Source organism: Variovorax paradoxus (assembly GCA_016806145.1).
Lineage (GTDB): Bacteria > Pseudomonadota > Gammaproteobacteria > Burkholderiales > Burkholderiaceae_C > Variovorax.
In genome coordinates, this window is the sequence record CP063166.1 from 5,908,343 (window position 1) to 5,931,516 (window position 23,174).

At 71.1% G+C, this 23,174-nt stretch carries 22 protein-coding genes and 1 tRNA gene; 15 read left to right on the plus strand and 8 right to left on the minus strand.

The window, feature by feature from the left end; genetic code table 11:
* Positions 1–179: 179 nt before the first annotated feature.
* Positions 180–1,271, minus strand: a complete 1,092-nt coding sequence (gene ychF, locus INQ48_27670; GenBank protein QRF57050.1) for a redox-regulated ATPase YchF — start codon at positions 1,269–1,271, stop codon at positions 180–182.
* Between the two features lie 209 nt (positions 1,272–1,480).
* On the opposite strand from ychF, the gene INQ48_27675 reads away from it, so the two are divergent.
* The 6 genes from INQ48_27675 to rbsD are packed head-to-tail and all read left to right on the plus strand — an operon-like array spanning position 1,481 to position 7,563.
* Positions 1,481–2,437 carry a sugar ABC transporter substrate-binding protein gene (locus INQ48_27675; protein ID QRF57051.1) on the plus strand — a complete coding sequence of 319 codons (957 nt, stop codon included), beginning with the start codon at positions 1,481–1,483 and terminating at the stop codon, positions 2,435–2,437.
* A gap of 58 nt (positions 2,438–2,495) precedes the next feature.
* Positions 2,496–4,064, plus strand: a complete 1,569-nt coding sequence (locus INQ48_27680; protein ID QRF57052.1) for a sugar ABC transporter ATP-binding protein — start codon at positions 2,496–2,498, stop codon at positions 4,062–4,064.
* Positions 4,065–4,084: 20 nt separating this feature from the next.
* Complete coding sequence (locus tag INQ48_27685) at positions 4,085–5,077, plus strand: ABC transporter permease (GenBank protein QRF57053.1); 993 nt, start codon at positions 4,085–4,087, stop codon at positions 5,075–5,077.
* Between the two features lie 49 nt (positions 5,078–5,126).
* Complete coding sequence (locus tag INQ48_27690; protein ID QRF57054.1) at positions 5,127–6,212, plus strand: LacI family DNA-binding transcriptional regulator; 1,086 nt, start codon at positions 5,127–5,129, stop codon at positions 6,210–6,212.
* 38 nt (positions 6,213–6,250) lie between these two features.
* Entirely contained in the window at positions 6,251–7,168 is a 918-nt protein-coding gene (gene rbsK, locus INQ48_27695; protein QRF60925.1) for a ribokinase, read from the plus strand.
* A complete protein-coding gene (rbsD, locus tag INQ48_27700) occupies positions 7,165–7,563 on the plus strand; it encodes a D-ribose pyranase (protein ID QRF57055.1) in 399 nt (132 codons plus the stop codon). The genes rbsK and rbsD overlap by 4 nt, the downstream gene beginning before the upstream one ends.
* A gap of 4 nt (positions 7,564–7,567) precedes the next feature.
* Here the strand turns inward: rbsD and INQ48_27705 are convergent, their stop codons facing one another.
* Complete coding sequence (locus tag INQ48_27705) at positions 7,568–8,455, minus strand: MOSC N-terminal beta barrel domain-containing protein (protein QRF57056.1); 888 nt, start codon at positions 8,453–8,455, stop codon at positions 7,568–7,570.
* Between the two features lie 104 nt (positions 8,456–8,559).
* On the opposite strand from INQ48_27705, the gene INQ48_27710 reads away from it, so the two are divergent.
* Genes INQ48_27710 through INQ48_27720 form a run of 3 tightly spaced genes read left to right on the plus strand, consistent with a single transcriptional unit; the run spans position 8,560 to position 12,373 of the window.
* A complete protein-coding gene (locus INQ48_27710) occupies positions 8,560–9,705 on the plus strand; it encodes an FAD-dependent monooxygenase (GenBank protein ID QRF57057.1) in 1,146 nt (381 codons plus the stop codon).
* A gap of 59 nt (positions 9,706–9,764) precedes the next feature.
* Positions 9,765–10,499 carry a DsbC family protein gene (locus INQ48_27715; GenBank protein QRF57058.1) on the plus strand — a complete coding sequence of 245 codons (735 nt, stop codon included), beginning with the start codon at positions 9,765–9,767 and terminating at the stop codon, positions 10,497–10,499.
* Positions 10,499–12,373, plus strand: coding sequence for a M61 family metallopeptidase (locus INQ48_27720; GenBank protein ID QRF57059.1), 1,875 nt, complete (start codon positions 10,499–10,501; stop codon positions 12,371–12,373). The genes INQ48_27715 and INQ48_27720 overlap by 1 nt, the downstream gene beginning before the upstream one ends.
* A 55-nt stretch (positions 12,374–12,428) precedes the next feature.
* Here INQ48_27720 and INQ48_27725 read toward each other — a convergent pair whose 3' ends face one another.
* Positions 12,429–13,040, minus strand: coding sequence for a DUF2325 domain-containing protein (locus tag INQ48_27725; protein QRF57060.1), 612 nt, complete (start codon positions 13,038–13,040; stop codon positions 12,429–12,431).
* Between the two features lie 157 nt (positions 13,041–13,197).
* On the opposite strand from INQ48_27725, the gene INQ48_27730 reads away from it, so the two are divergent.
* On the plus strand, positions 13,198–13,977 hold the full coding sequence (locus INQ48_27730; protein QRF57061.1) for an enoyl-CoA hydratase: 780 nt from the start codon (positions 13,198–13,200) through the stop codon (positions 13,975–13,977).
* A 51-nt stretch (positions 13,978–14,028) separates the two neighbouring features.
* Here INQ48_27730 and INQ48_27735 read toward each other — a convergent pair whose 3' ends face one another.
* Positions 14,029–15,396 carry a hypothetical protein gene (locus INQ48_27735; protein ID QRF57062.1) on the minus strand — a complete coding sequence of 456 codons (1,368 nt, stop codon included), beginning with the start codon at positions 15,394–15,396 and terminating at the stop codon, positions 14,029–14,031.
* Positions 15,393–16,085 carry a sigma-70 family RNA polymerase sigma factor gene (locus INQ48_27740; protein ID QRF57063.1) on the minus strand — a complete coding sequence of 231 codons (693 nt, stop codon included), beginning with the start codon at positions 16,083–16,085 and terminating at the stop codon, positions 15,393–15,395. Before INQ48_27740 ends, INQ48_27735 begins: the two co-directional genes overlap by 4 nt.
* Before the next feature lie 140 nt (positions 16,086–16,225).
* Here INQ48_27740 and INQ48_27745 point away from each other — a divergent pair, with 140 nt between their 5' ends.
* The gene (locus tag INQ48_27745; GenBank protein ID QRF57064.1) at positions 16,226–17,821 is read left to right on the plus strand and encodes a VWA domain-containing protein; all 1,596 of its coding nucleotides are present in this window, start codon (positions 16,226–16,228) and stop codon (positions 17,819–17,821) included.
* 35 nt (positions 17,822–17,856) lie between these two features.
* Positions 17,857–17,933: transfer RNA gene (locus INQ48_27750), tRNA-Met, on the plus strand.
* Positions 17,934–18,018: 85 nt separating this feature from the next.
* Here the strand turns inward: INQ48_27750 and INQ48_27755 are convergent.
* Positions 18,019–18,252, minus strand: a complete 234-nt coding sequence (locus tag INQ48_27755) for a hypothetical protein (protein QRF57065.1) — start codon at positions 18,250–18,252, stop codon at positions 18,019–18,021.
* 199 nt (positions 18,253–18,451) lie between these two features.
* Here INQ48_27755 and INQ48_27760 point away from each other — a divergent pair, with 199 nt between their 5' ends.
* Positions 18,452–18,667, plus strand: a complete 216-nt coding sequence (locus INQ48_27760) for a hypothetical protein (protein ID QRF57066.1) — start codon at positions 18,452–18,454, stop codon at positions 18,665–18,667.
* A 16-nt stretch (positions 18,668–18,683) separates the two neighbouring features.
* Here the strand turns inward: INQ48_27760 and INQ48_27765 are convergent, their stop codons facing one another.
* Positions 18,684–19,385, minus strand: a complete 702-nt coding sequence (locus INQ48_27765; protein QRF57067.1) for an SDR family NAD(P)-dependent oxidoreductase — start codon at positions 19,383–19,385, stop codon at positions 18,684–18,686.
* A gap of 131 nt (positions 19,386–19,516) precedes the next feature.
* Here INQ48_27765 and INQ48_27770 point away from each other — a divergent pair, with 131 nt between their 5' ends.
* On the plus strand, positions 19,517–20,440 hold the full coding sequence (locus INQ48_27770; protein QRF57068.1) for a LysR family transcriptional regulator: 924 nt from the start codon (positions 19,517–19,519) through the stop codon (positions 20,438–20,440).
* A 12-nt stretch (positions 20,441–20,452) separates the two neighbouring features.
* Here the strand turns inward: INQ48_27770 and INQ48_27775 are convergent, their stop codons facing one another.
* Positions 20,453–21,322 carry a UDP-2,3-diacylglucosamine diphosphatase gene (locus INQ48_27775; GenBank protein ID QRF57069.1) on the minus strand — a complete coding sequence of 290 codons (870 nt, stop codon included), beginning with the start codon at positions 21,320–21,322 and terminating at the stop codon, positions 20,453–20,455.
* 94 nt (positions 21,323–21,416) lie between these two features.
* Here INQ48_27775 and INQ48_27780 point away from each other — a divergent pair, with 94 nt between their 5' ends.
* Complete coding sequence (locus INQ48_27780) at positions 21,417–23,159, plus strand: sterol desaturase family protein (GenBank protein QRF57070.1); 1,743 nt, start codon at positions 21,417–21,419, stop codon at positions 23,157–23,159.
* Positions 23,160–23,174: the final 15 nt, after the last annotated feature.

Sequence of the window (23,174 nt, forward strand, 5' to 3'; positions counted from 1 at the left end):
ACACGCGGGAATTCAGGAATTGCCGCTCAATTCGCGGACGCGCGAATTTCCGAGAAGCAAATCACGCCGACGCGAGCGGGAGGCGGCGCGGCTGGCCAGCGTGAAGGGAGAGATGTGGAGGGCGCCGGACCCGTGACGCTGCGGATCACGGCGCTTTCTTCGCGCGGGGCGCGAAAGGTTCAGGAGCTGAACAGGAAATTCATCACGTCGCCATCCTTGACGACGTATTCCTTGCCTTCGGAACGCATCTTCCCCGCGTCCTTGGCGCCCTGCTCGCCCTTGAAGGCGATGTAGTCGTCGAAGCCGATGGTCTGGGCGCGGATGTAGCCCTTCTCGAAATCGGTGTGGATCACGCCGGCCGCCTGCGGGCCGGTGTCGCCGACGTGGATGGTCCAGGCGCGCACTTCCTTCACACCGGCGGTGAAGTAGGTCTGCAGGCCCAGCAGCTTGAAGGCGGCGCGGATCAGGCGGTTGAGGCCCGGCTCGTCCTGGCCGATCTCGGCCAGGAACATCTTCTTGTCCTCGTCGTCCATCTCGGACAGGTCGGCCTCGATCTTGGCGCAGATCGCCACCACGGGCGCGTTCTGCTTGGCGGCGTACTCGCGCAGGCGGTCGAGGTAGGGGTTGTTCTCGAAGCCGTCTTCCGCCACGTTGCCCACGAACATCGCGGGCTTGGCGGTGATCAGCGTGAAGCTCTTGACCAGCGGCTGCTCTTCCTTGGTGAACTCGAGCGCGCGCACGGGCTTGTTCTCGTTGAGCGCGGCCTGGCAGCGCTCGAGCAGGCCGACCAGCTTCTGCGCCTCCTTGTCGCCCGAGCGGGCCACCTTGGTGTGGCGCTGCAGCGCCTTCTCGACCGTCGACAGGTCGGCCAGGCACAGCTCGGTCTGGATCACCTCGATGTCGGAGATCGGATCGACCTTGCCGGCCACGTGCACCACGTTGTCGTCGTCGAAGCAGCGCACCACGTTCACCGTGGCGTCGGTCTCGCGGATGTGGGCCAGGAACTTGTTGCCCAGGCCTTCGCCGGTGCTGGCGCCCGCCACGAGGCCCGCGATGTCCACGAACTCGACGATGGCGGGCACCACGCGCTCGGGCTTGACGATGTCGGCGAGCTGGGCGAGCCGCGGATCGGGCACCTCGACGATGCCCACGTTGGGCTCGATGGTGCAGAAGGGATAGTTTTCCGCTGCGATGCCGGCCTTGGTCAGCGCATTGAAAAGGGTGGATTTACCGACGTTGGGCAGGCCGACGATGCCGCACTTCAAGCTCATGGGGGGTCCTCAGGTGAACCGGCGATTTTAGGCGAGGCGGCCCGAGCGGCGGTTTGCGCCGGGCGCCAAACCGGGCCGGCGGGTCAGGGTAAAACCCGATGAAAACCCGATAAGCAAACGTTTGCGCAAACGTTTTCGTCCATTACCATCGGCGCCGGGCCGCCAGATCGGTCATCGTTCGTTCCAACACACCTCAGGAGACACGCACCATGAAGTTCACCCGCCGCACCGTGCAGACCGCCGCCGCCCTCGCCCTGCTGGGCACCTTCGCCGCCACGCCGGCGTTCGCGCAGGACAAGCCCAAGGTCGCGCTGGTGATGAAGTCGCTGGCCAACGAGTTCTTCCGCACCATGGAAGACGGGGCCAAGGCGCACCAGAAGGCGAATTCGGGCAAATACACGCTGGTGACCAACGGCATCAAGGACGAGACCGACACCGCCGCGCAGATCAAGATGGTCGAGCAGATGGTGGCGCAGAAGGTCAATGCGCTGGTGATCGCGCCGGCCGATTCGAAGGCGCTGGTGCCGGTGGTCAAGGCCGCCATCGACAAGGGCATCCTGGTGGTCAACATCGACAACCGCCTCGACGCGGCCGCGCTGAAGGAGAAGAACATCCAGGTGCCCTTCGTCGGCCCCGACAACCGCGCCGGCGCCAAGCTGGTGGGCGACTACCTCGCCAAGAGCCTGAAGTCGGGCGACAAGGTCGGGATCATCGAAGGCGTGTCGACCACCTTCAATGCGCAGCAGCGCACCCTCGGCTACCAGGACGCGATGAAGGCCGCCGGCATCAACGTCGCGGGCGTGCAGTCGGGCCAGTGGGAAATCGACAAGGGCAACACGGTGGCCGCCGGCATGATGCGCGAGAACCCCGACCTCAAGGCCCTGCTGGCCGGCAACGACAGCATGGCGCTGGGCGCGGTGGCCGCCGTGAAGGCCGCGGGCAAGGCCGGCAAGGTGCAGGTGGTGGGCTACGACAACATCGGCGCCATCAAGCCGATGCTGGCCGACGGCCGCGTGCTCGCCACGGCCGACCAGTTCGCCGACAAGCAGGCCGTGTTCGGCATCGAGACCGCGCTGAAGGCGATCGCCGACAAGAAGAGCCAGGCCGACATGCCGGCCGAGATCAAGACCGACGTGGTGCTGGTGACCAAGGATTCGAAGAAGTAAGCACCGCGCCGCTTCCACCGCTGTCACACACCTCGAGAGACCACCCTTGCCGGCGCCCATGTCCGCAACACCCGCCACGCCGCTCTTCGCGCTCCACGACATCGGCAAGGACTACGCCGCGCCGGTGCTCGACGGCGTGAGCCTCACGCTGGAGGCCGGCGAGGTGCTCGCGCTGACCGGAGAGAACGGTGCCGGCAAGAGCACCCTCTCCAAGATCGTCTGCGGCCTCGTCACGCCGACGCGCGGCACGATGCTGCTGGGCGGCGCGCCGTTCCAGCCGGGCTCGCGCCGCGACGCCGAGGCGCACGGCGTGCGCATGGTGATGCAGGAGCTCGGGCTGGTGCCCACGCTCACGGTGGCCGAGAACCTGCTGCTCGACCGGCTGCCGCAGCGCATGGGCTGGCTGCAGCGCGCCGAGCTGCATGCGGCCGCGCGGCTGCAGCTGGCCAAGATCGGCCTCTCGCACATCGACCCGGCCGTGCCGGTCTCGCGCCTGGGCATCGGCCAGCAGCAGATGGTGGAGATCGCGCGCAACCTGCTCGACGACACCCGCGTGCTGATCCTCGACGAACCGACCGCGATGCTGACGCCGCGCGAGACCGAGCACCTGTTCGAGCAGATCGCGCTGCTCAAGGCGCGCGGCGTGGGCATCGTCTACGTCTCGCACCGGCTCGAGGAACTGCAGCGCATCGCCGACCGCGTGGCGGTGCTGCGCGACGGCCGGCTGGTCGACGTGCGGCCGATGGCCGGCGTGCGCGAATCCGAGCTGGTCGAGCGCATGGTCGGCCGCGCGGTGCACGAGCACGACGGCCGCCCGCGCCGCGTGGCCGGCGCGCCGATGCTGAGCGCGCACGGCATCGGCCGCGGCAGCGCGGTGCGCGACGCCGACCTGCAACTGCGCGCGGGCGAGGTGATGGGCATCGCCGGGCTCGTGGGCTCCGGCCGCACCGAGCTCGTGCGGCTGCTGTTCGGCGCCGACAAGGCCGAGCGCGGCACGATCGAACTCCATTGGCCCGGCGCGCAGCAACCGGCCGCGGGCCGCTGGCGCTCGCCGATGCAAGCGATCCGCGCCGGCATCGGCCTGGTCACCGAGGACCGCAAGTCGCAGGGCCTGCTGATGACGCAATCGATCCGCGTCAACGCCACTCTCAGCGACCTCGGCGCGGTCTCGCGCCTGGGCTGGCTGCGCGCGGCCGCCGAGCGCGGCATCGCGCGCCGGCTGGTGCAGACGCTGCGCATCCGCTCGCGCAGCGAGGAGCAGAGCGTGGCCACGCTCAGCGGCGGCAACCAGCAGAAGGTGGTGTTCGCGCGCTGGCTGCACCGCGAATGCAAGGTGCTGCTGCTCGACGAGCCGACGCGCGGCGTCGACGTGGGCGCGCGCGCCGACCTCTATGCCGAGCTCGACCGCATGGCCGAGGCCGGCAAGGCGCTCCTGATGGTGTCGAGCGACCTGCGCGAACTCATGGCCATGTGCGACCGCATCGGCGTGATGCACGCCGGCCGCCTGGTGGCGGTGTTCGAGCGCGGCGCCTGGGACCAGCAGTCGATCCTGGCCGCGGCCTTCGGCGACACCGGCCGCGCCACCTCCGCAGCCCCCACCGCTCACGCTCTCGCGACCGCCGCCTGAGCCTCATCCTCCTTCGCCCCATGACGACCACCACCGCTTCCGCTCCCCCCGCCTCCGGCGCCGGTTCCCTCAAGGGCCAGCTCGGCACCTACATCGGCCTGGCCGTGGTGCTGCTCGGCATGATCGCGCTGTTCGGCAGCCTCAGCGAATACTTCCTCACGGTCGAGACCTTCGTCACCATCGCCAACGAGATCCCCGCGCTGGCCGTGATGGCCGTGGGCATGACCTTCGTGCTGATCATCGCGGGCATCGACCTCTCGGTGGGCTCGGTGCTGGCGCTCAGCGCGGCGGTGGCCGCCGCCGCCATCCTGCAATGGCACCTGCCGGTGCCGCTGGCCGCGCTGCTGGGCCTGGCCACGGGCCTGATCTGCGGCGCGATCACCGGCGCCGTGTCGGTGGCCTGGCGGCTGCCGAGCTTCATCGTCTCGCTCGGCATGCTCGAGGCCGTGCGCGGCGGCGCCTACCTGGTGACCGACTCGCGCACCCAGTACGTGGGCGATGCCATCTCGGGCCTGGCGGCGCCGTGGATCGGCGGCATCTCGGCGGCCTTCGTGCTCGCGGTGGTGCTGGTGATCGTGGGCCAGCTGGTGCTGTCGCGCACCGTGTTCGGCCGCTACGTGGTGGGCATCGGCACCAACGAGGAAGCGATGCGCCTCGCGGGCATCGACCCGCGGCCGATCCGCATCGTGGTGTTCGCGGTCACGGGCCTCTTGGCCGGCCTGGCGGGGCTGATGCAGTCGGCGCGCCTCGAGGCGGCCGACCCGAACTCGGGCGTGGGCATCGAACTGCAGGTGATCGCCGCGGTGGTGATCGGCGGCACCAGCCTGATGGGCGGGCGCGGCTCGGTGGTCAACACCTTCTTCGGCGTGCTGATCATCGCGGTGCTCGAGGCCGGCCTGGCGCAGGTCGGCGCCAGCGAGCCGAGCAAGCGCATCATCACCGGCGCGGTGATCGTGGTTGCGGTGATCATCGACACCCTGCGCCAGCGCCGCGCCGATCGCCGGCTGGCCTGACGCTCCCCCTCCCCACGAAGCAGCACCCCGCAACAGGAACACCCAGGCCATGGCCACCATCAAGGACGTCGCACTGCGCGCGGGCGTGTCGGTCACCACCGTCTCGCACGTGGTCAACGACACGCGCCACGTCAGCGCCAAGGGCCGCGAGCGCGTCGAGCTCGCGATCCGCGAACTCGGCTACGTGCCCAACGCGATGGCGCGCAGCCTCAAGAGCAACACCACCTCGACGCTCGGGATGCTGATCCCGAACAGCTCGAACCCCTACTTCGCCGAGATCGTGCGCATCATCGAGGACCGCTGCTTCGGCGCCGGCTACACGCTGATCCTGTGCAACACCGACGACGAGCCGCACCGCCAGAGCGTGTACCTGCAGGTGCTGGCCGAGCGCCGCATCGACGGGCTGATCGTGGTGTCGACCGGCGACGACGACTCGCTGGCCAGGCAGCTCAACGGCCTCAAGGTGCCGACCGTGCTGCTCGACCGCGAGATCGCCGACCCTCACTGCGACCTGGTCGAGACCGCCCACATGCAGGGCGGCCTGCTCGCGGTGCGCCACCTGCTGTCGCTGGGCCACCGCCGCATCGCCTGCATCGGCGGGCCGCAGGGCGTGTCGCCGAGCGAGCAGCGCATCGCGGGCTGGCGCATGGCGCTGGCCGAGAGCGGCAACAGCACGGGCGCGGCCGACGCCGACGCGCTGCTGTGGCGCGGCGGCTTCACCAGCCAGGGCGGCTACGAGGCGATGCACGCCATCCTGCGCGCCGGCACCAACGACATCCCCTCGGCGGTCTTCGTCTGCAACGACCTGATGGCGATCGGCGCGCTGCGCGCCGCGCACGAGAGCGGCGTGCGGGTGCCCGACGAGCTCTCGATCGTCGGCTTCGACGACATCGAACTCTCGGCCTACACCAGCCCCGCGCTCACCACCGTGGCCCAGCCCAAGGAGCGCATCGGCGCGCTGGCCGTCGACATGCTGCTCGAGCGCGTGGGCGGCCGCCGCCGCGATGCGCGCAAGGTGGTGCTGCAGCCCGAGCTGCACGTGCGCGCCTCGACCGCGCGCTATTCCGGAGCGCCCGCGGCCGCACCGGTATCCGTCCCCTCTTCCGCCGACACCCGAAAGTCCCGCACCCCGTGAGCCCGACGTCTTCCTCCCGCCCCGCGGCACCGCGCATCGTGGTGCTCGGCAGCCTCAACATGGACCTGGTGCTGCGCGTGCCGCATGCGCCCGCCGCGGGCGAGACCCTGCTGGGCCGCTCCTTCGCCACCATCCCCGGCGGCAAGGGCGCCAACCAGGCCGTGAGCTGCGCGCGCGAGGGCGCGCAGGTGCGGATGATCGGCTGCGTGGGCGACGACGACCACGGCCGCGCGCTGCGCCAGGCGCTCGAACGCGACGGCATCGACACCGAGGCCCTGCGCACCGATGCGGCCGAGCCCACGGGCACCGCGCTGATCATGGTCGAGGACAGCGGCCAGAACCGCATCGTGATGATCGCGGGCGCCAATGCCGGCGTCGACCTCGACGCGGCGGACCTGCGCACCCGGCTCGAGGGCGCGGCCTTCCTCGTGACCCAGTTCGAGACCCCGATGGCGCAGGTCGAGCGCGCGATCGCGGTGGCGCACGAGGCCGGCTGCAAGGTGCTGCTCAATCCCTCGCCGGTGCAGGCCATCGCCGAGCCCCTGTGGCCGAAGATCGACACGCTGGTGGTCAACGAGATCGAGGCGCGCACGCTCAGCGGCCTGGGCGCCGACAGCCCGCAGGAGGCCGCGGCCGCCGGGCAGGCGATGCGCGCGCGCGGCATCGCGCGCGTGGTGGTCACGCTCGGCGCGCGCGGCGCGGTGGCGGTCGATGCCGACGGCGCGCGCCACCATCCGGCGCTGGTCGTGCAGGCGGTCGACACCACGGCCGCCGGCGACACCTTCCTCGGCGCGCTCGCCACCGCGCTCGGCGAAGGCCAGTCCTTCGACGAGGCCGTGCGCCTGGGCATCCGCGCCGCCGCGCTGTGCATCCAGCAGCCCGGCGCCCAGCCTTCCATCCCGCAGCGCGACGCCGTGCTGCGCAGCCCCCTGCCCCCCGACTGGATTCCGCTGTGAAACGTACTGCCCTGCTGCACTCCGAACTGTCCCAGGTCATCGCCACCATGGGCCATGGCGACATGCTCGTGATCGGCGATGCCGGCCTGCCGATTCCCGACGGCCCGCGCCGCATCGACCTCGCGCTCACGCCCGGCGTGCCGCGCGTGGCCGAGGTGCTGAAGGCGGTGCTCAGCGAACTGCAGGTGGAGCGCGCGCTGCTCGCGCGCGAGGCGGTCGAGGGCCGCGCCACGGGCGAACTGCCCGAATGGTGCGCGGGGCAGCTCGCGGTCGTGCCCGAGACGGTGTCGCACGAGGAACTGAAACGCCTGAGCGCGCGCGCCAGGGCAGTCGTGCGCACGGGCGAATGCACGCCCTACGCGAACATCATCCTGTGCGCGGGCGTGACGTTCTAGCCGTTCATTCGAACTTGTAGTTCGCTCCCACGGGCTGCCCGACCTTGAGCATCTGCTCCACGCCCTGGATCACGATGCAGTTCATGCCGAAGGTGATGCCGCCGTCGACGCGCGGATCGGCGCGGTAGGTGCGCAGCGTGTCGTTGACCTCGGGACTGCTGAGCGCGGTGGCCGGGTCGATGTCGGGAATGGGGCAGCGGGTGCAGGGCTTGACCGGCTGCAGCTGCGCGCCGTCCGCCGAGCCCCCGGCTCCGCTGGCGACATGCAGCATCTCGACGCGGTCCTCGTCGTGCGACTCGATGCCGGCCAGCACGATGTTGGGCCGGAAGCGCTCGATGCCCACCGGGCCATGGCCGTCGCGCGCCAGCCGCTCGTTGAGCTCGGCCAGCGAGCCCTCGCTGGCCACCAGCAGCGCGAAGCCGTCGGCGAACTGGGTCTGGGCCTCGATGCCGCCGGTCCACTTGAGGCTCGACAGCCGCTTGACCTCGGGGTCGAAGCGCACCAGGCGCAGCTGCTGCGGCTTGCCGGGCTCGGAGAGGAAATCGCTGAACCACTGGGCCGCGATGTCGCCCATGTCGTAGGCATCGACCTCGTCCTTCCAGACCCGCACCCGCATCGGCTGCTCGACCCGGTCGAAGGCCAGGTGCAGCGCCAGCATGCCGGGCGCGCGCAGCACCACCTCGGTGTGCTTCATCTGCGGCTTGATCAGCGCCATGCGCGGCAGTTGCCGCTGCGTGACGAACTCGCCCTGCGCGTCGACCACCATCCAGGCCCGGTCGAACTCGAGGCCGGTCTCGGTCAGCAGCGCTTCGGGCAGCTCGACGCCGGCGCAGGACTTGACGGGGTACACGAACAGGCGCGCGATGGTGGCCTGGAGATCGAAATCTGTCACGGGGGCTCCTCGGATGGGGACTCGATTGTCCTCGCTCCCGGCATACCCCCATGGACGGTTTCCCCACGGGGCCGGCCGCAAGAGCCTCCTCCTACAATGCCGCGATGGCCCTCCCCCCCGAAGTCTGTATCCGCGGCGCCGGCATCGTCGGCCGCACGCTGGCCCTGCTGCTCGCGCGCGAACGCGTGCGCGTGGCGCTGGTGGCGCCGCCCGCCGCCGTCGAGCGGGAAGACGTCCGCGCCTATGCGCTCAACGCCGCCTCGCGCGAACTGCTGGTCTCGCTGCGCGCCTGGCCCGAAGGCATCAGCGCCACGCCGGTGCGCGAGATGGTGGTCGACGGCGACGAGGGCGGCCGCGTGCAGTTCAGCGCCGCGCGCCAGAAGGTCGAGGCGCTGGCCTGGATCGTCGACGTGCCGGCGCTCGAGAAGCAGCTGGCCGACGCGGTGCGCTTCCAGCCCCAGATCGAGGTGGTGAGCGAACCGGTCGCCGCGCCGCTCACCGTGGTCTGCGAAGGCAAGGCCAGCGCCACGCGCGAGGCGCTCGGCGTGAGCTACGCGGTCACGCGCTATCCGCAGCATGCGATCGCGGCGCGGCTCGAGGCCGAGCAGTCGCACGACGGCACGGCACGCCAGTGGTTCAACGACAAGGGCGAGGTGTTCGCGCTGCTGCCGCTCGACGGCGTGCACGGCCGCAGGCTGGCGCTGGTGTGGTCGGTCGATCAGCTGCGCGCGCCGGCGCTGCTCGCGCAATCGGCCGAGGAATTCAATGCCGCCGCGACCGAGGCCAGCCACCAGGCCTTCGGCGCGCTGCGGCTGGTGAGCGAGCGCGCCGCCTGGCCGCTCTCGCGCGCCATCGCCGACCGCTGGACCGGCACCCTGCCCGCCACCGAGCAGACCGCCGGCCAGGCGCCGCGCACCTGGGCACTGGCCGGCGACGCGGCCCACACCGTGCATCCGCTCGCGGGCCAGGGCCTGAACCTCGGCCTGGCCGACGCGGCCGCGCTGGCCACCGTCATCAAGGAGCGCGACTACTGGCGCAGCGTGGGCGATCCGCGCCTGCTGCGCCGCTACGAACGCGCGCGCCGCACCGAGGTGCTGCAGATGAGCCTGGCCACCGACGGGCTGCAGCAACTCTTCTCGCACGGCCTGGGCCCGCTGCCCGCGCTGCGCAACTGGGGCATGCGCGGTTTCGACCGCACGCGCCTGGTCAAGCACTGGGTCACGCGGCAGGCCATGGGCCTGAAAGCCTGAAGGCCTGAAGGCCTGAAGACCCTACTCCGGACGAACCGAACAACGACCTCCTCGAACCCATGAAGACACTCGCACGCCACCTGCTTCCCGCCGCCTTCGCGTCGCTCGCGCTCTTCGCGGTTTTCGGCGCCCATGCCGGCGAAGCCGAGATCCGCAAGAACCTCAAGGAACGCATCCCGCAGTTCCCGACCATCGACGAGGTCAGCAAGTCGCCGATGCCCGGCCTCTACGAGGTGCGCGTCAACGGCGCGCAGATCTACTACACCGACGAGCAGGGCAACTACCTGCTCGAGGGCAACATGATCGACGTGAACGCGCGCCGCAACCTCACCGAGGAACGCGTGGCGAAGCTGTCGGAGGTGGCCTTCGACAAGCTGCCCGTGAAGGACGCGATCAAGATCGTGCGCGGCAACGGCAAGCGCAAGCTCGCGGTCTTCGAGGACCCGAACTGCGGCTACTGCAAGCGCTTCGAGAAGGACATGAAGTCGGTCGACAACGTCACCGTCTACCTGTTCCTCTACCCGGTGCTGGGACCCGATTCGACCGTCAAGTCGCGCGACATCTGGTGCAGCAAGGACAAGGGCAAGGCCTGGAGCGACTGGATGGAAGCGGGCACGCGCCCGGCCACCGCGCCCGGCAGCTGCGACGTGACCGCGCTGCAGCGCAACGTCGAGTTCGGCCGCCGCTACAACATCACCGGCACGCCCACCCTGATCTACAGCAACGGCACCCGCACCCCGGGCGCCGTGCCCGCCGAGCAGGTCGAGAAGCAACTCGCCGCCTCCGCCAGCTGATGGCGACGAAGTCCCCCTCGCGGCGCGCGGCCGCGACGCCCGCGGCCGTGGCCGCGCCCGGCGTGCACTACCGCGTGGAATGCGCCGACCTGCATGCGCGCCTGTTCGAGGTCACGCTCACCATCGACCGCCCCGCGGCCGAGCAGCAGCTGACGCTGCCGGTGTGGATCCCGGGCAGCTACCTCGTTCGCGAGTTCGCCAAGAACCTGCAGGGGCTGCAGGCCTCGCAGGGCCGGCGCAAGGCACCGGTGCTGACGCAGCTCGACAAGTGCAGCTGGCGCGTCGAATGCACGGCCGGCCAGCCGCTGGTGCTGCGCTACAAGGTCTGTGCCTACGACAACTCGGTGCGCACCGCCTGGCTCGACGCCGAGCGCGGCTTCTTCAACGGCACCAGCCTGTGCCTGCGGGTCGAGGGCCAGACCGACGCGCCGCATGCGCTCGAGATCGTCGCGCCCGCCGCCTCGGCGCTGCCCGAGGGCGCCGCGCCCTGGTCCTGCGCCACCGCGCTGCCGCCGCTGAAGACCGACCGCCATGGCTTCGGCCGCTACCTCGCGGCCGACTACGACGAGCTGGCCGACAGCCCGGTCGAGCTCGGCGCCTTCTGGAGCGGCGAGTTCGAGGCCGGCGGCGTGCCGCACCGCTTCGTGGTCGCGGGCGCCGCGGCCTCGTTCGACGGCGATCGGCTGCTGGCCGACACCAAAGCCATCTGCGAAGCCGAAATGCGCTTCTGGCACGGCGACAAGGTCGGCAAGCGCGGCGGTCCCAAGCCGCCGATCGACCGCTATGTGTTCATGCTCAACGCGGTCGACGACGGCTACGGCGGCCTCGAGCACCGCCATTCGACGGCGCTGATCTGCAACCGGCGCGACCTGCCGCAGCTCGGCATGAAGAAGGCCGGCGACGGCTACGTCACGCTGCTGGGCCTGATCAGCCACGAGTACTTCCACACCTGGAACGTGAAGCGGCTGCGGCCCGCCGAGTTCGCGCGCTACGACTACGGCCGCGAGAACTACACGCGGCTGCTGTGGTTCTTCGAGGGCTTCACCAGCTACTACGACGACCTGCTGCTGCGCCGCGCGGGCCTGATCGACGACGCGGCCTATCTGCGGCTGGTCAACAAGACCATCAACCAGGTGCAGCAGACGCCGGGCCGGCAGGTGCAGTCGGTGGCCGACGCGAGCTTCGACGCCTGGGTCAAGTACTACCGGCAGGACGAGCAGACGCCCAACGGCACCGTCAGCTACTACACCAAGGGCGCGCTGGTCGCGCTGTGCCTCGACCTCAAGCTGCGCGCCGAGGGCCGCGGCACGCTCGACGACGCGATGCGCCACCTGTGGAATGCGAGCGGCGGCGGGCCGGTGAGCGAGGCCGACATCGCGGCCGCGCTCGAAGCCGCCGGCGGCCGCTCGTACGCGGCCGAGCTCGCGGCCTGGGTGCATTCGACCGCCGAGCTGCCGCTGTCCGAGCTGCTGCGCCTGCACGGCGTGGCCGCGCTCGACGATCCCTCGCAGCCCGCGCAGACGCTGGGCCTGCGCGTGGCGGAGAGCGGCGGCAGCGTGCAGGTCAAGGTGGTGCTGCGCGGCGGCGCGGCCGAGAAGGCCGGCTTCGCGGCCGGCGACGAATGGATCGGCATCGAGCTGCCGGCCGCGGGACGCAAGCCGGCGCAGGGCTGGCGCATCGGCAGGCTCGACGATCTCGCGCTCTACCTCGGCGCGGGCAAGCGCTGCACCGCGCTGGTCGCGCGCGACCGCAAGCTGGTGAAGCTGCCGCTGGTGCTGCCCACGGGCGTCACGACCTGGCGCCTGCTCGCGCAGGACACGGGCCGGGTCTCGAAGTGGCTGGCGCCGGTGGCGATCGCGGCGACGAAGGCTTAGGCCGGACACGCACCATGCAAAACGGGCCGTCGTCGGCCCGTTTTCTTTTGGCACTTCAGCCCGCGGGCAAGGCCCGTTCGGCCGCGGCCTCCTCGGCCGTCTCGCGCCGCACGAAATGAATCGGCTGCGGCTCGCCCACCATCACGCAGGGCTTGCCGGTGCGGCGGCAATGGTCCTGCACGCGCCAGCAGGCGTCGTGGCTCAGGCAGCCGGTCTGGCAGATGACGAGGTCGGCCGCGCGCAGGCTGGCCTCGAACGCGGGATCGTCGGCGCCATCCGCGCCTTCGAGATGCAGGAAGCGGCCACCGGCGATCTCGACCAGTTGGCGCGCGAGCGAAGGCGTGCGCTCGTCGCCGCCCACGCAGAGCACGGCCTTCTCGCGCAGGCCGGCAGGCACCGGCGCCTGCGCCGGCACGGCCAGGCGGCGCGCGGTGCCCGGCGCGAGCAGCGCATGCAGCCGCTTGGGCAGGGCCGCGCCGACGGCCGCGCGCGCGGCCAGTTCCTCGCGCACCATCGCCATCGCCGAATCGCGCGCCACCAGCGCGCCACGCAGGCGCACGATCTGCGCCTCCAGCCGCTCCACCAGCGCGGCCTGCTCGGTCAGCAGCTGCGAGCAGCGCTCCTGCACGCGGGCATAGGCCCGCAGCAGCACGGCATCTTCTTGCATCGGGAACTCCATGGCCGCGGATTCTAGTTGAGAACAATTCTCAACAAAGCCATGCAGCGGGAAGGGCAAAGGCCGCGGCGAGCAGCCCCGTGTCGCGGTGGCGCACGGCACGGTGGGTATAGTGAAGCGCGTTTTTCTTCCCTTCCCCGGAGACACCATGAGCTACGAGAACATCGAAGTGCGGACCGAAGCTGGCAAGGTCGGCATCATCACCCTCAACCGACCGAAGGCGCTCAACGCGCTTAACGACGCGCTGATGACCGAGCTGGGCCAGGCCCTGAAGGCCTTCGACGCCGACGACGCCATCGGCTGCATCATCCTGACCGGCAGCGAGCGCGCCTTCGCGGCCGGCGCCGACATCGCGGCGATGGCCAAGTACAGCTTCATCGACACCTACCGGGGCGACTACATCACGCGCAACTGGGAGACCATCCGCTCGATCCGCAAGCCGGTGATCGGCGCGGTGGCCGGTTTCGCGCTCGGCGGCGGTTGCGAGCTCGCGATGATGTGCGACTTCATCATCGCGGCCGACAACGCCAAGTTCGGCCAGCCCGAGATCAAGATCGGCGTGATCCCCGGCGCCGGCGGCACGCAGCGCCTGCCGCGCGCGGTGGGCAAGAGCAAGGCCATGGACATGGTGCTGACCGCCCGCATGATGGACGCCGCCGAAGCCGAGCGCGCGGGCCTCGTGAGCCGCGTGGTGCCGTTCGAGAAGCTGGCCGACGAGGCACTGGGCGCCGCGCTGGTGATCTGCGGCTTCTCGCAGATCTCGGTGATCGCGGCCAAGGAGTCGGTCAACCGCGCCTTCGAGAGCGGCCTGAGCGACGGCGTGATGTTCGAGCGCCGGCTGTTCCATGCGCTGTTCGCGACGCAGGACCAGAAGGAAGGCATGGACGCCTTCCTGACCAAGCGCCAGCCGGACTTCAAGAACGCCTGAGGGCGGGCGGGCCGAGAGGCCCGCTTTTTTTTGCCCTGGGGCCCGATGCCTTCAGCGCTGCGGCGTCGAAGGCGTTGTGCGTGCGCGCTCGAGCGCGGCGCGCAGCGAGGCGAGCGCCTGCGCGGGCGGCGTGCCGATGAAGGCCGAAGCACCGGGCTGCGGCGACCAGCGCACCTGGTCGCCCGCGATCTCGAGCAGCGCGACCAACGTACGACCACGGTAGAGCGCGATGCGCGCTTCGACCGGCGCGGCCAGCACCGCATCGGGCTGGATGGCCGAGCGCGCCACCGCGCCCAGCAATGCGGGGAAGGCTTCGATGTCGGCACGGCCATGGCGCGGTGCCGCGTCGCCCGAGTCCGACCAGGCGGTCCAGCGATCGAGTGCGGCAAAGGACGGCGCGCGCTCGGCGGCCAGGCGGGCACGCGATGGTGGCGGGTGCGCGGCGGACTCCGCTTGCGAGAGCTGCGCGGATGGCGCGGCGGCGGCGCCGCGGGTCGAGGCCCGTTCGCTTTCGCTCTTCTTGTAGGACTGCTCGGCCGCCGGTTGCGAGGCGCCAGGGGCGGCATCGGCGACGGGCGGTGCTGCGCCCGGTGCGGGTGGCGTGGCGGCGATGGCGGGCGCGGGCGCCGCAGGCGGTGGTGGAGCCACGGCCGCGGGCGGTGGGGCCATGGCTGCCGGAGGCGGCGGTGCCTGCGCGGGCGCGGGGGCAGGCGGCGGGGGCGCCGGCGCCGCGGCTGCCGCAGCGACTTCGGCCGGTGGCGGCGCCACGGCCGCGGCCGGCGGCGGAGTCGCTGGAGCCGGCACGGCCCGCTCCCGCGATGCCGGCTCGCGCGACTTGGCAACCGGCTCGGCCGGAGCCTGCCGCCGCTCGGCCTGCGGTGCCGGCGCGCGTTGCGCAGCCGCCGCGGGCGCGGGCGGTCGACGGACCGCGTCGGCATTGGCGGTCGCATCGGCCGCCGCACCCGAAGGCGCAGCGGGCGCAGAGGGCGCAGCGGGCGCAACGGGCGCGGCAGCTTCGGGCCGCGCCTCGGGCACCACCGCGGGCGCCTCGCGCGGTGCCGGCGGCGCTTCAGCCACCGTGCCACCCACGCGCGCCTCGCCATCGAGCCGCGCATCGGGCACCGGCTCCTGCCGCCACAGCACGGTGACGAAGCCGACCACCAGCAAGGTCGCGAAGGCCGCGTTCCACGGCATGCGTCCGCGCGCTTCGCCGCCGCCGAACAGGCGCCGCCACCACGGCTGCGCGGCCGGCACCTTGGCGGCGGCCGGCGGCGTGGCGGCCGCGAGGTTGTGCGCCATCTTGAGGATCGCCTCGCGCGTGCGTGCCTCGGGCAGCGCCTCGTTGTCGGGCGCGTGCGCGAGCGCGCGACGCAGGCGCGCGTCGCGCAGGTCGTCGTCCTCGTCGAATCCGGCGCTCATCGCGCGCCCTCCAGCACCGCGAGGTAGCGTTCCATGCAGCCGCGCAGCTTCTGCAGCCCGTAGCGCAGCCGGCTGCGCACCGTCTCGAAACCGATCTGCAGGCTGGTTGCCAGCGCCTCGACCGTGAGGCCGTCCTCGTGGTGCAGCAGGAAGGCCGCGCGCTGCTCGGTGGGCAGTTCGTCGAGGCAGGCCAGCAGGCGCCGGCCCGCGGCGCGCCAGAACGCGAGTTCCTCGGCCGAGGGATGCGTGGCCACGTCGTCGGAGGCGCCGTGCACGCCGCGCTCGAGCGCGGGAATGGCCTCGTCGTCCTCGCCCGCGTGGCCGTCGAGGGCCACTTCGCGCCCGCTCACGCGCAGCCGGTCCATCGCGAGGTTGTGCGCGATCGTGAAGGCCCAGGTGCGCCAGGCCGCGCCCTGCGGCGAGAAGCTCTCGCGCGCCGTGATGATCCGCACCCAGGTGTCCTGGAACACCTCGTCGGCCTGCGACGCCAGCCGCGCACCCAGCAACCGCCGCACGAAGCGGAACAGCCCGCCCTCGTGGCGCGCATAGAGCACGTCGAAGGCGGCGGCGTCGCCGCGCGCGTAGGCCAGCATCAGCTGATCGTCGGGCATGGCGTCGCGGCCGGTCCCTTCGGGCGCGGCCGGGCTGGCAGGGGCGGTGGAGGAACGGGCGCGGGGCAGCGCGGACATCGGTGGATTCTCACCTCAGCTGGTACGCACGGCGGCGCCGGTCGGGGTTGGCGCGGCGCAAAAAAAGACGCATCGGCTTAACCCCGCTGGCGGCGGCGCGCCGTAACAGCCTGCACCGATTCACTTCACGGAGCCGTTCCATGATCCCGTCACCGGCCTTTCGCCCTCGCCGCCCCCTCGTCGCGCTGCTGTGCGCCTCCCTGGTCCTGAGCGCCTGCGGCGCCACCGAGCCGCGGCCGGCGGGCCGCGACGATGCCGCCGTCGCCACCGCTGACAAGCGCTGGCCCGCGCCGGCGGTGCAGGCCACCGAGGCCATCACGCCCGCGCGCCGGATCGAGCCGGCGATGCCGAACTTCGAGGCGCCATCGGCGAAGCATTGCGCGCGCCCGATCCGGACCAGCGAGACCCCGGGCAGCGGCGGGAGCGCGCGGCACCGGTCCGCCCTGGGTGCCGTCGGCGCGCCCGCCGCGATGCCCGCACCCATCGCGCCGGGCACGGCACCGCCCGCCATGGCCGCGCCACCCCTCGCGTCGATGGCGGCACCGATGACCCCGGCACCCGGCGCCGCCCCCATGGCCGAAACCCGCGCCAGCGCGAAGATGGCGCGCCCGGCCATCGTGGAATCGGCTCCGGCCGCCGCGCCGCGCGACGCCCGCGCAGCCGTCGTCGCCCAACGTCCCGCGAGCGAGCCCGTCACCGCCGGCATGGTCGACGACAACGCCGACTTCGGCGAGTACCTGGCCTTCCGCAACCGCACCCAGGTCGCGCACCGCGAGCGGGACGTCAGCGAGCGCTACCTGCTGCAGGTGCGCGATGCGCAGGGCAGCGTCGTGCCCGATGCCGAGGTCGCCGTGCAGGCCGCGAACGGCGCCGCGATGTGGGCCCGCACCGATGCGGGCGGGCGTGCCTGGCTGCATCCCAAGGCCTTCGATGCCGCATCGAGCCCGGTGTACGAAGTGACCGTGCGCAAGAACGGTCGCCAGGCGACCTCGTTCCTGCGCCGCGGCCAGAAGAACGCGGTCGACGTGGTGCTCGAGCGTCCCGGCGCCCGCCCCGCGCGCGCGCAACTCGACCTCGTGTTCCTGATCGACGCCACCGGCTCGATGGGCGACGAGATCGCGCGCCTGCGCAGCACGCTGCGCGACATCGCCGACCAGGTCGCGCGCCTGCCGAGCCGTCCCGACACCTGCTTCGGCCTCGTCGCCTACCGCGACATCCATGACGAGTTCGTGGTGCGCCGGCACGACTTCACCAACGACCTCGACGCCTTCCAGGGCGTGCTCGACGCGCTGCAGGCCGCGGGCGGCGGCGACTATCCCGAGGCGATGAACGAAGCCCTGCACGAGACGGTGCAGCGCCTGAGCTGGCGCGGCGACGACACCACGCGGCTCGTCATGCTGCTGGCCGATGCGCCGCCGCACCTGGACTACCCCGGTCCGCAGTACGACGACAGCATGGTTGCGGCGCTCGGCAAGGGCATCAAGGTGCTGAGCGTGGGCGCCTCGGGCCTCGACAAGCAGGGCGAGTACGTCCAGCGCCAGATCGCGCAGTACACCGGCGGGCGCTTCGTGTTCCTGACCTACCGGAACGCCGCCGATCCCGCGAGCGGCCCGGGCACGCAGACCGTGCACGACGTGGGCAACTACTCGGTGCAGACGCTCGACAAGCTGGTGGTGCGGCTGGTGTCCGAGGAGCTCGGCAAGCTGCCCGACGCGCAAGCTTCGCAAGGTGGTTGAACTGTGCCAAAAGCCTGGGCTATAATCGCGGGCTCGGCTCTTTAGCTCAGTCGGTTAGAGCGATGGAATCATAATCCACAGGTCCGCGGTTCGAGTCCGTGAAGAGCCACCACACAAAAGAGAAGCCCGCTGTCCATCGGACAGCGGGCTTTTTCTTTGGTCCTGGCGCTGGCTTGCACCGGCGACGGGCCAGTACTTCAGTTCACATCGGGACTGCGCTTGGGCACATCATTGAGCACGGGAGCCTTCCGCTCGCCCAGCCGAGCCCCCGCCGGGTAGCGCGCGGCCCTCGATGCATGGGCCGCCAGCGCTTCATTGACCGCACGCGGCGACAGCAGCTGGACCTTGCCGCAGTTGCTGCACTGGTAGGCGCGCAGCCAGGGAAAGAAGCGCATCCAGGTGCTGCGCTTGACCCGGTTCAGGTGGGTCACGCTGCATTGACAGCAGGTAAAAACCGACATTGTGTTGATACCTGCGTATTAATGGTTAGCCCTTATTATTGCGCCCCAACGTGACAAAAGTCACGCCGTGAATGCCGACCAGACGTAAAGTCTGTTTCGTGACGCTCGAGTCTATTTTCGTGCGTCCAGTCTGCGCGGCAACTGCGCGCAGCAGCCTTGGAGACGTGAAATGCCCATGGACTTTCTTCGCCGCATCGAAGACGCTTCGTTCCCGCTGGTCATCGCGGATGAGAAAGACGTCCGCAGCGCAATCGTTCTGGAGGCCGCCGGGATGATCAAGGCGCAGCTGCCGAATCCGGAGCGGCCCGATGCCCGCCCGGCGGTGATCTTCGCCATCACGCCGCTGGGCCGACGACGCCTCAACGAGGACGCCGCCCCGCCTTGAGCGTGGTCCGCGCCGCTCACCAGGCCACCGTCCGCCCCCGGTAGTCCAGGTACTCCAGCCCGGGCCGGCCGCGCTTCGCGAGCATCACCTCCACCAGGCTCGGCACGCTCTGCCCGATCGTCAGCCGGCCCTCGGGCCCGCCGAGCTCGGTGCGCACCCAGCCGGGCGCCATCGCCAGCAGGGCACGCGGCGTTCCGGCCTGGCGCGCGGCGAAGCTGCGCAGCAACTGGTTCAGCGCCGCCTTGCTGCCGCGATAAACCTCGCGCTGGCCCGTCTCGTTGTCGGCGATGCTGCCCTGCCCCGACGACATGACGCCGATCAGGCCGTCCGGCGGCACGTTGCCCGCGAGGCTTTCCACCACCCGCATCGGGCTCAGCGCATTGGCGACCATGAGGTTCACGAAGTCCTCGGTCGACACCTCGCCGATGGTCTGGGTCGGATCGGGGTTGGTGGTGCCGGCATTGACGAACAGGATGTCGAACAGGCGGCCCGCCAGCCGTTCGCGCAGGGCCTGGATCTGGCCGGGATGCGTGATGTCGAGCGACTCGATCTCGACACGGCCGGGATGCGCGTCGGCCAGGTCGTGCAAGAGGGTGCGGGCCGTGCCGCGGACCGTGCCCATGACGTTCCAGTCTTTCGTGAGGAATTCGGCCGCGATGGCATGGCCGAGGCCACGCGAGGCGCCGACGACGAGGATGCTGTGGCGAGGATGGGACATGAGGCGTGCTCCTTGTTGGCTGCGATGCCACCCATTCTGGGAACGGGCTCCCGTTTGCACCAGACGCCCGGCCTGCAACCAACGATTGCGCCTGACGCCACATATCGTCCCTTCGGCCCTATGCTGGCGCCATGCCCCGCGTCGACCTCAACCTGCTGCCCGCCCTCGATGCCCTGCTGACCGAGGGCAGCGTGACCGGCGCGGCGCGGCGGCTCGAGCTCAGCGTGTCCGCCATGAGCCGCACGCTCACGCGCCTGCGCGAGGCCACGGGGGACCGGCTGTTGCTGCAGGCCGGCCGCGGCCTGGTGCTCACGCCCTACGCGATGCAACTGCGCGAACGCATCCCGGCACTCGCGCGCGAGGCGCAGGCCGCGCTGGCCCCGGCCGACCACGCGCTGCAGATCGCCACGCTCGACCAGTGCTTCACGCTGCGCGTCGGCGAGGGCTTCATCGACCTGCTCGCCGCGCCCCTGCTGGCACGCATCCGGCAGGCCGCGCCGCGGGTGCGGCTTCGCTTCGCGCCCAAGCCCGACTGGGACGCCCGGCCGCTGCGCGAGGGCGGGATCGACCTGGAGATCGGCACGGTGAAAACCACGGCGCCCGAACTGCGCACGCGCCGGCTGTTCCGCGACCGCTACGTGGGCGTGTGCCGCGTCGGCCATCCGCTGCTCGACGCGGCGGAGATCGCCGCCGAACGCTATGCCGCCTGCGGCCACGTGGTGGCCTCGCGCGCCGGCGAGATGGACCATCCGGTCGACGAAGCGCTGGCGTCGCTCGGTCTTGCGCGGCAGGTGGCGATGGTGGTGCCGGCCTACACCCACGCGATGCAGGTCGCGCGGCAGTCGGACCTGCTGGCCGTCATCCCGCACTCCTGCCTCGGCAACCCGTTCACGCCCGGCCATGCCGCGGCCCTGGGCCTGCGGCACTTCGAGCTGCCCGTGCCGACAGCGCCCTTCAACGTCTCGGCGATCTGGCATCCGCGGCTCGACCAGGAGGCCTCGCACCGCTGGCTGCGCGGCGAGGTGCTGGCGCTGTGCGAAGCCGCCTATCCCTGAGCGGCCCGCGGCTCAGGCCGCGACGGCCTCGCGCGCCGGCGCGACCTTCGACGGCACCGGCATGTGCGCCGACCACTCGATGATCTCGAGCTGTCCGTCGGCATGCTCGGCCAGCGCCGTGAGGCTCTCGACCCAGTCGCCGTCGTTGCAGTAGAGGATGCCGTCGATGTCGCGCATCTCGGCATGGTGGATGTGGCCGCAGACCACGCCCTGCGCGCCGCGGTTGCGGGCCTCGCGCGCCACGGCGTTCTCGAAGTCGCCGACGTAGCTCACGGCGCGCTTGACCTTGCCCTTGAGGTACTTCGACAGTGACCAGTACGGCAGCCCCAGGCGCGCGCGCATCGAGTTGAGATGGCGGTTGAGCTTGAGCGTGAACTCGTAGAGCGAGTCGCCCACGTAGGCCAGCCACTTGGCGCACTGGATCACGCCGTCGAACAGGTCGCCGTGGATGATCCAGAGCTTGCGGCCGTCGGCGGTCTCGTGGATCCATTCCTCGGCCACGTCGATGCCGCCGAAGTTGTGGTTCAGGTACTTGCGCGCGAACTCGTCGTGGTTGCCCGGGATGAAGATCACGCGCGTGCCCTTGCGGGCCTTGCGCAGCAGCTTCTGGATCACGTCGTTGTGCGCCTGCGGCCAGTACCAGTGCCGCTTGAGCTGCCAGCCGTCGATGATGTCGCCGACCAGGAACAGGGTCTCGCACTCGGTGTGCTTGAGGAAGTCCAGCAGCGCCCGGGCCTGGCAGCCCGGCGTTCCGAGGTGCAGGTCGGAGATCCACAACGTTCGAAACCGCTGCATCGGCCGCGAAACGTCCTCGTCCTCCGCCTCGGGGGGGCGGGCATCGGTGTCGCGCCATGCGCGCAGAAAAGCATCGTCGCGTTGCATGGACCGATAGGTTGGCTGTCTTGCGTGACCTGGCCATGGCAAGTGCGTGACATCCCGATGACGTCCCCACGCGTGCGCGGCCCACAATCGCGCGATGCGTCCCGGCCAGATCATCGTCCTCGCGACCCCCGTCTTCTTCCTGCTGATCGCGATCGAGTTCGCGGTCGGCCGCGTGCGCGCGCGCCGCGGCACGGGGCAGGACACCTACCGCCTCGCCGACGCGGTCAACAGCATCGGCCTGGGCATGCTGAGCCAGATCAGCGCGGTGCTCACCGGTCTGCTGCGCGTCGGCATCTACACGGCGGTGTACTCGGCCGTGGCACTGTTCCCCGACACCGACTTCTGGACCACCTGGTACGGCTGGCTGCTGGCGCTGGTGTTCTACGACTTCTGCTACTACTGGCTGCACCGCATGGGCCACGAGTCGGCCGTGCTCTGGGCCGCGCACGTGGTGCACCACCAGAGCCAGCACTACAACCTGTCGACCGCGCTGCGCCAGACCTCGAGCGGCGCGCTGCTGGGCTGGATCTTCTACCTGCCGATGGCGGCCGCGGGCGTGCCGCCGCTGGTGTTCGCCGTGGTCGCGCTGGTCGACCTGCTCTACCAGTTCTGGGTCCACACCGAGCAGGTCGGCAAGCTCGGCTGGTTCGACCGCTGGTTCTGCTCGCCCTCGAACCACCGGGTGCACCACGCGGTCAACGACCGCTACCTCGACCGCAACTACGGCGGCATCCTGATCGTGTGGGACCGGCTGTTCGGCAGCTTCAAGGAAGAGGACGAGCGCTGCGTCTACGGCACGCGCAGCCCGCTCGCGAGCTGGGACCCGCTGTGGGCCAACGCCGAGGTCTACTGGGGCCTGGCCAGGGATTCATGGCACGCGCGCAGCTGGGGCGACAAGCTGCGCGTGTGGCTCAAGCCGCCGGGCTGGCGACCGGCCGACGTGGCGGCGCGCTTTCCGAAGCCGGCCTTCGACATCGCGCAGGTGCGGCGCTACGAGCCCGAAGTGGGCCGCGGCGCGCAGTGGTTCGCGGGCGTGCAGTTCCTGCTGCTGCTCGCGGCCGTGGCGGTGTTCCTCTGGTTCTCCGACGGCCTGCCGCTCTCGCGCTCTGCCGTGTGGCTGGCCGCGCTCACCGCCGCGCTGTGGGCCATCGGCGGCGTGCTGCAGGGGCGGCTCTCGATCGCCGAGGCCCTGCTGGTGGAAGCCGCCGCGCTGGCGACCGCGAGCGCCGCGCTCGGCCTGCCCTGGCTGCACCACGCGACCAAGCCGCTGGCGCTCGCGATCGCGGTCTTCATCGCCGCGCGGCGCGCGCTGGCGCGGCCCGGTGGCATGACACGCTTCGATGTGCTGCTGGTCGCGGGCCTCGTCGGCTCGCTCGCGGGCGACGTGCTGCTGATGGGCCCGGCCTCGCTGTTCGTGCCCGGCCTCGTGTGCTTCCTGCTCGCGCACCTGGCCTACATCGGCGTGTTCCGCATCGGCGTGGGCTTCTTCCCGCGGCCCGCGGCGCTGGCGGTCACGCTGGCGATCGGCGCGGCGATGTACGCCTTCCTGTGGCAGGGCGGGCTGCCGGTCGCGCTGCGCATCCCGGTCGCCCTCTACGTGCTGGTGATCGCCTGCATGGCGGCCCAGGCGCTGGGCCGGGCCTTCGTGCTGCGCGACACAACGGCTGGATGGGGCGCGGGCTGGGTGGCGACCGGCGCCTGCTTCTTCATGCTGAGCGACGCGCTGCTCGCGACCAACCGCTTCGTGGCGCCGCTGCCGCTGGCGCAGCTGTGGGTGCTCGCGACCTACTACGTGGCGCAGACGCTGATCGTGCGGCACGCGCGGCCGCCGGGCTGACGCCGTGCGCCAGCG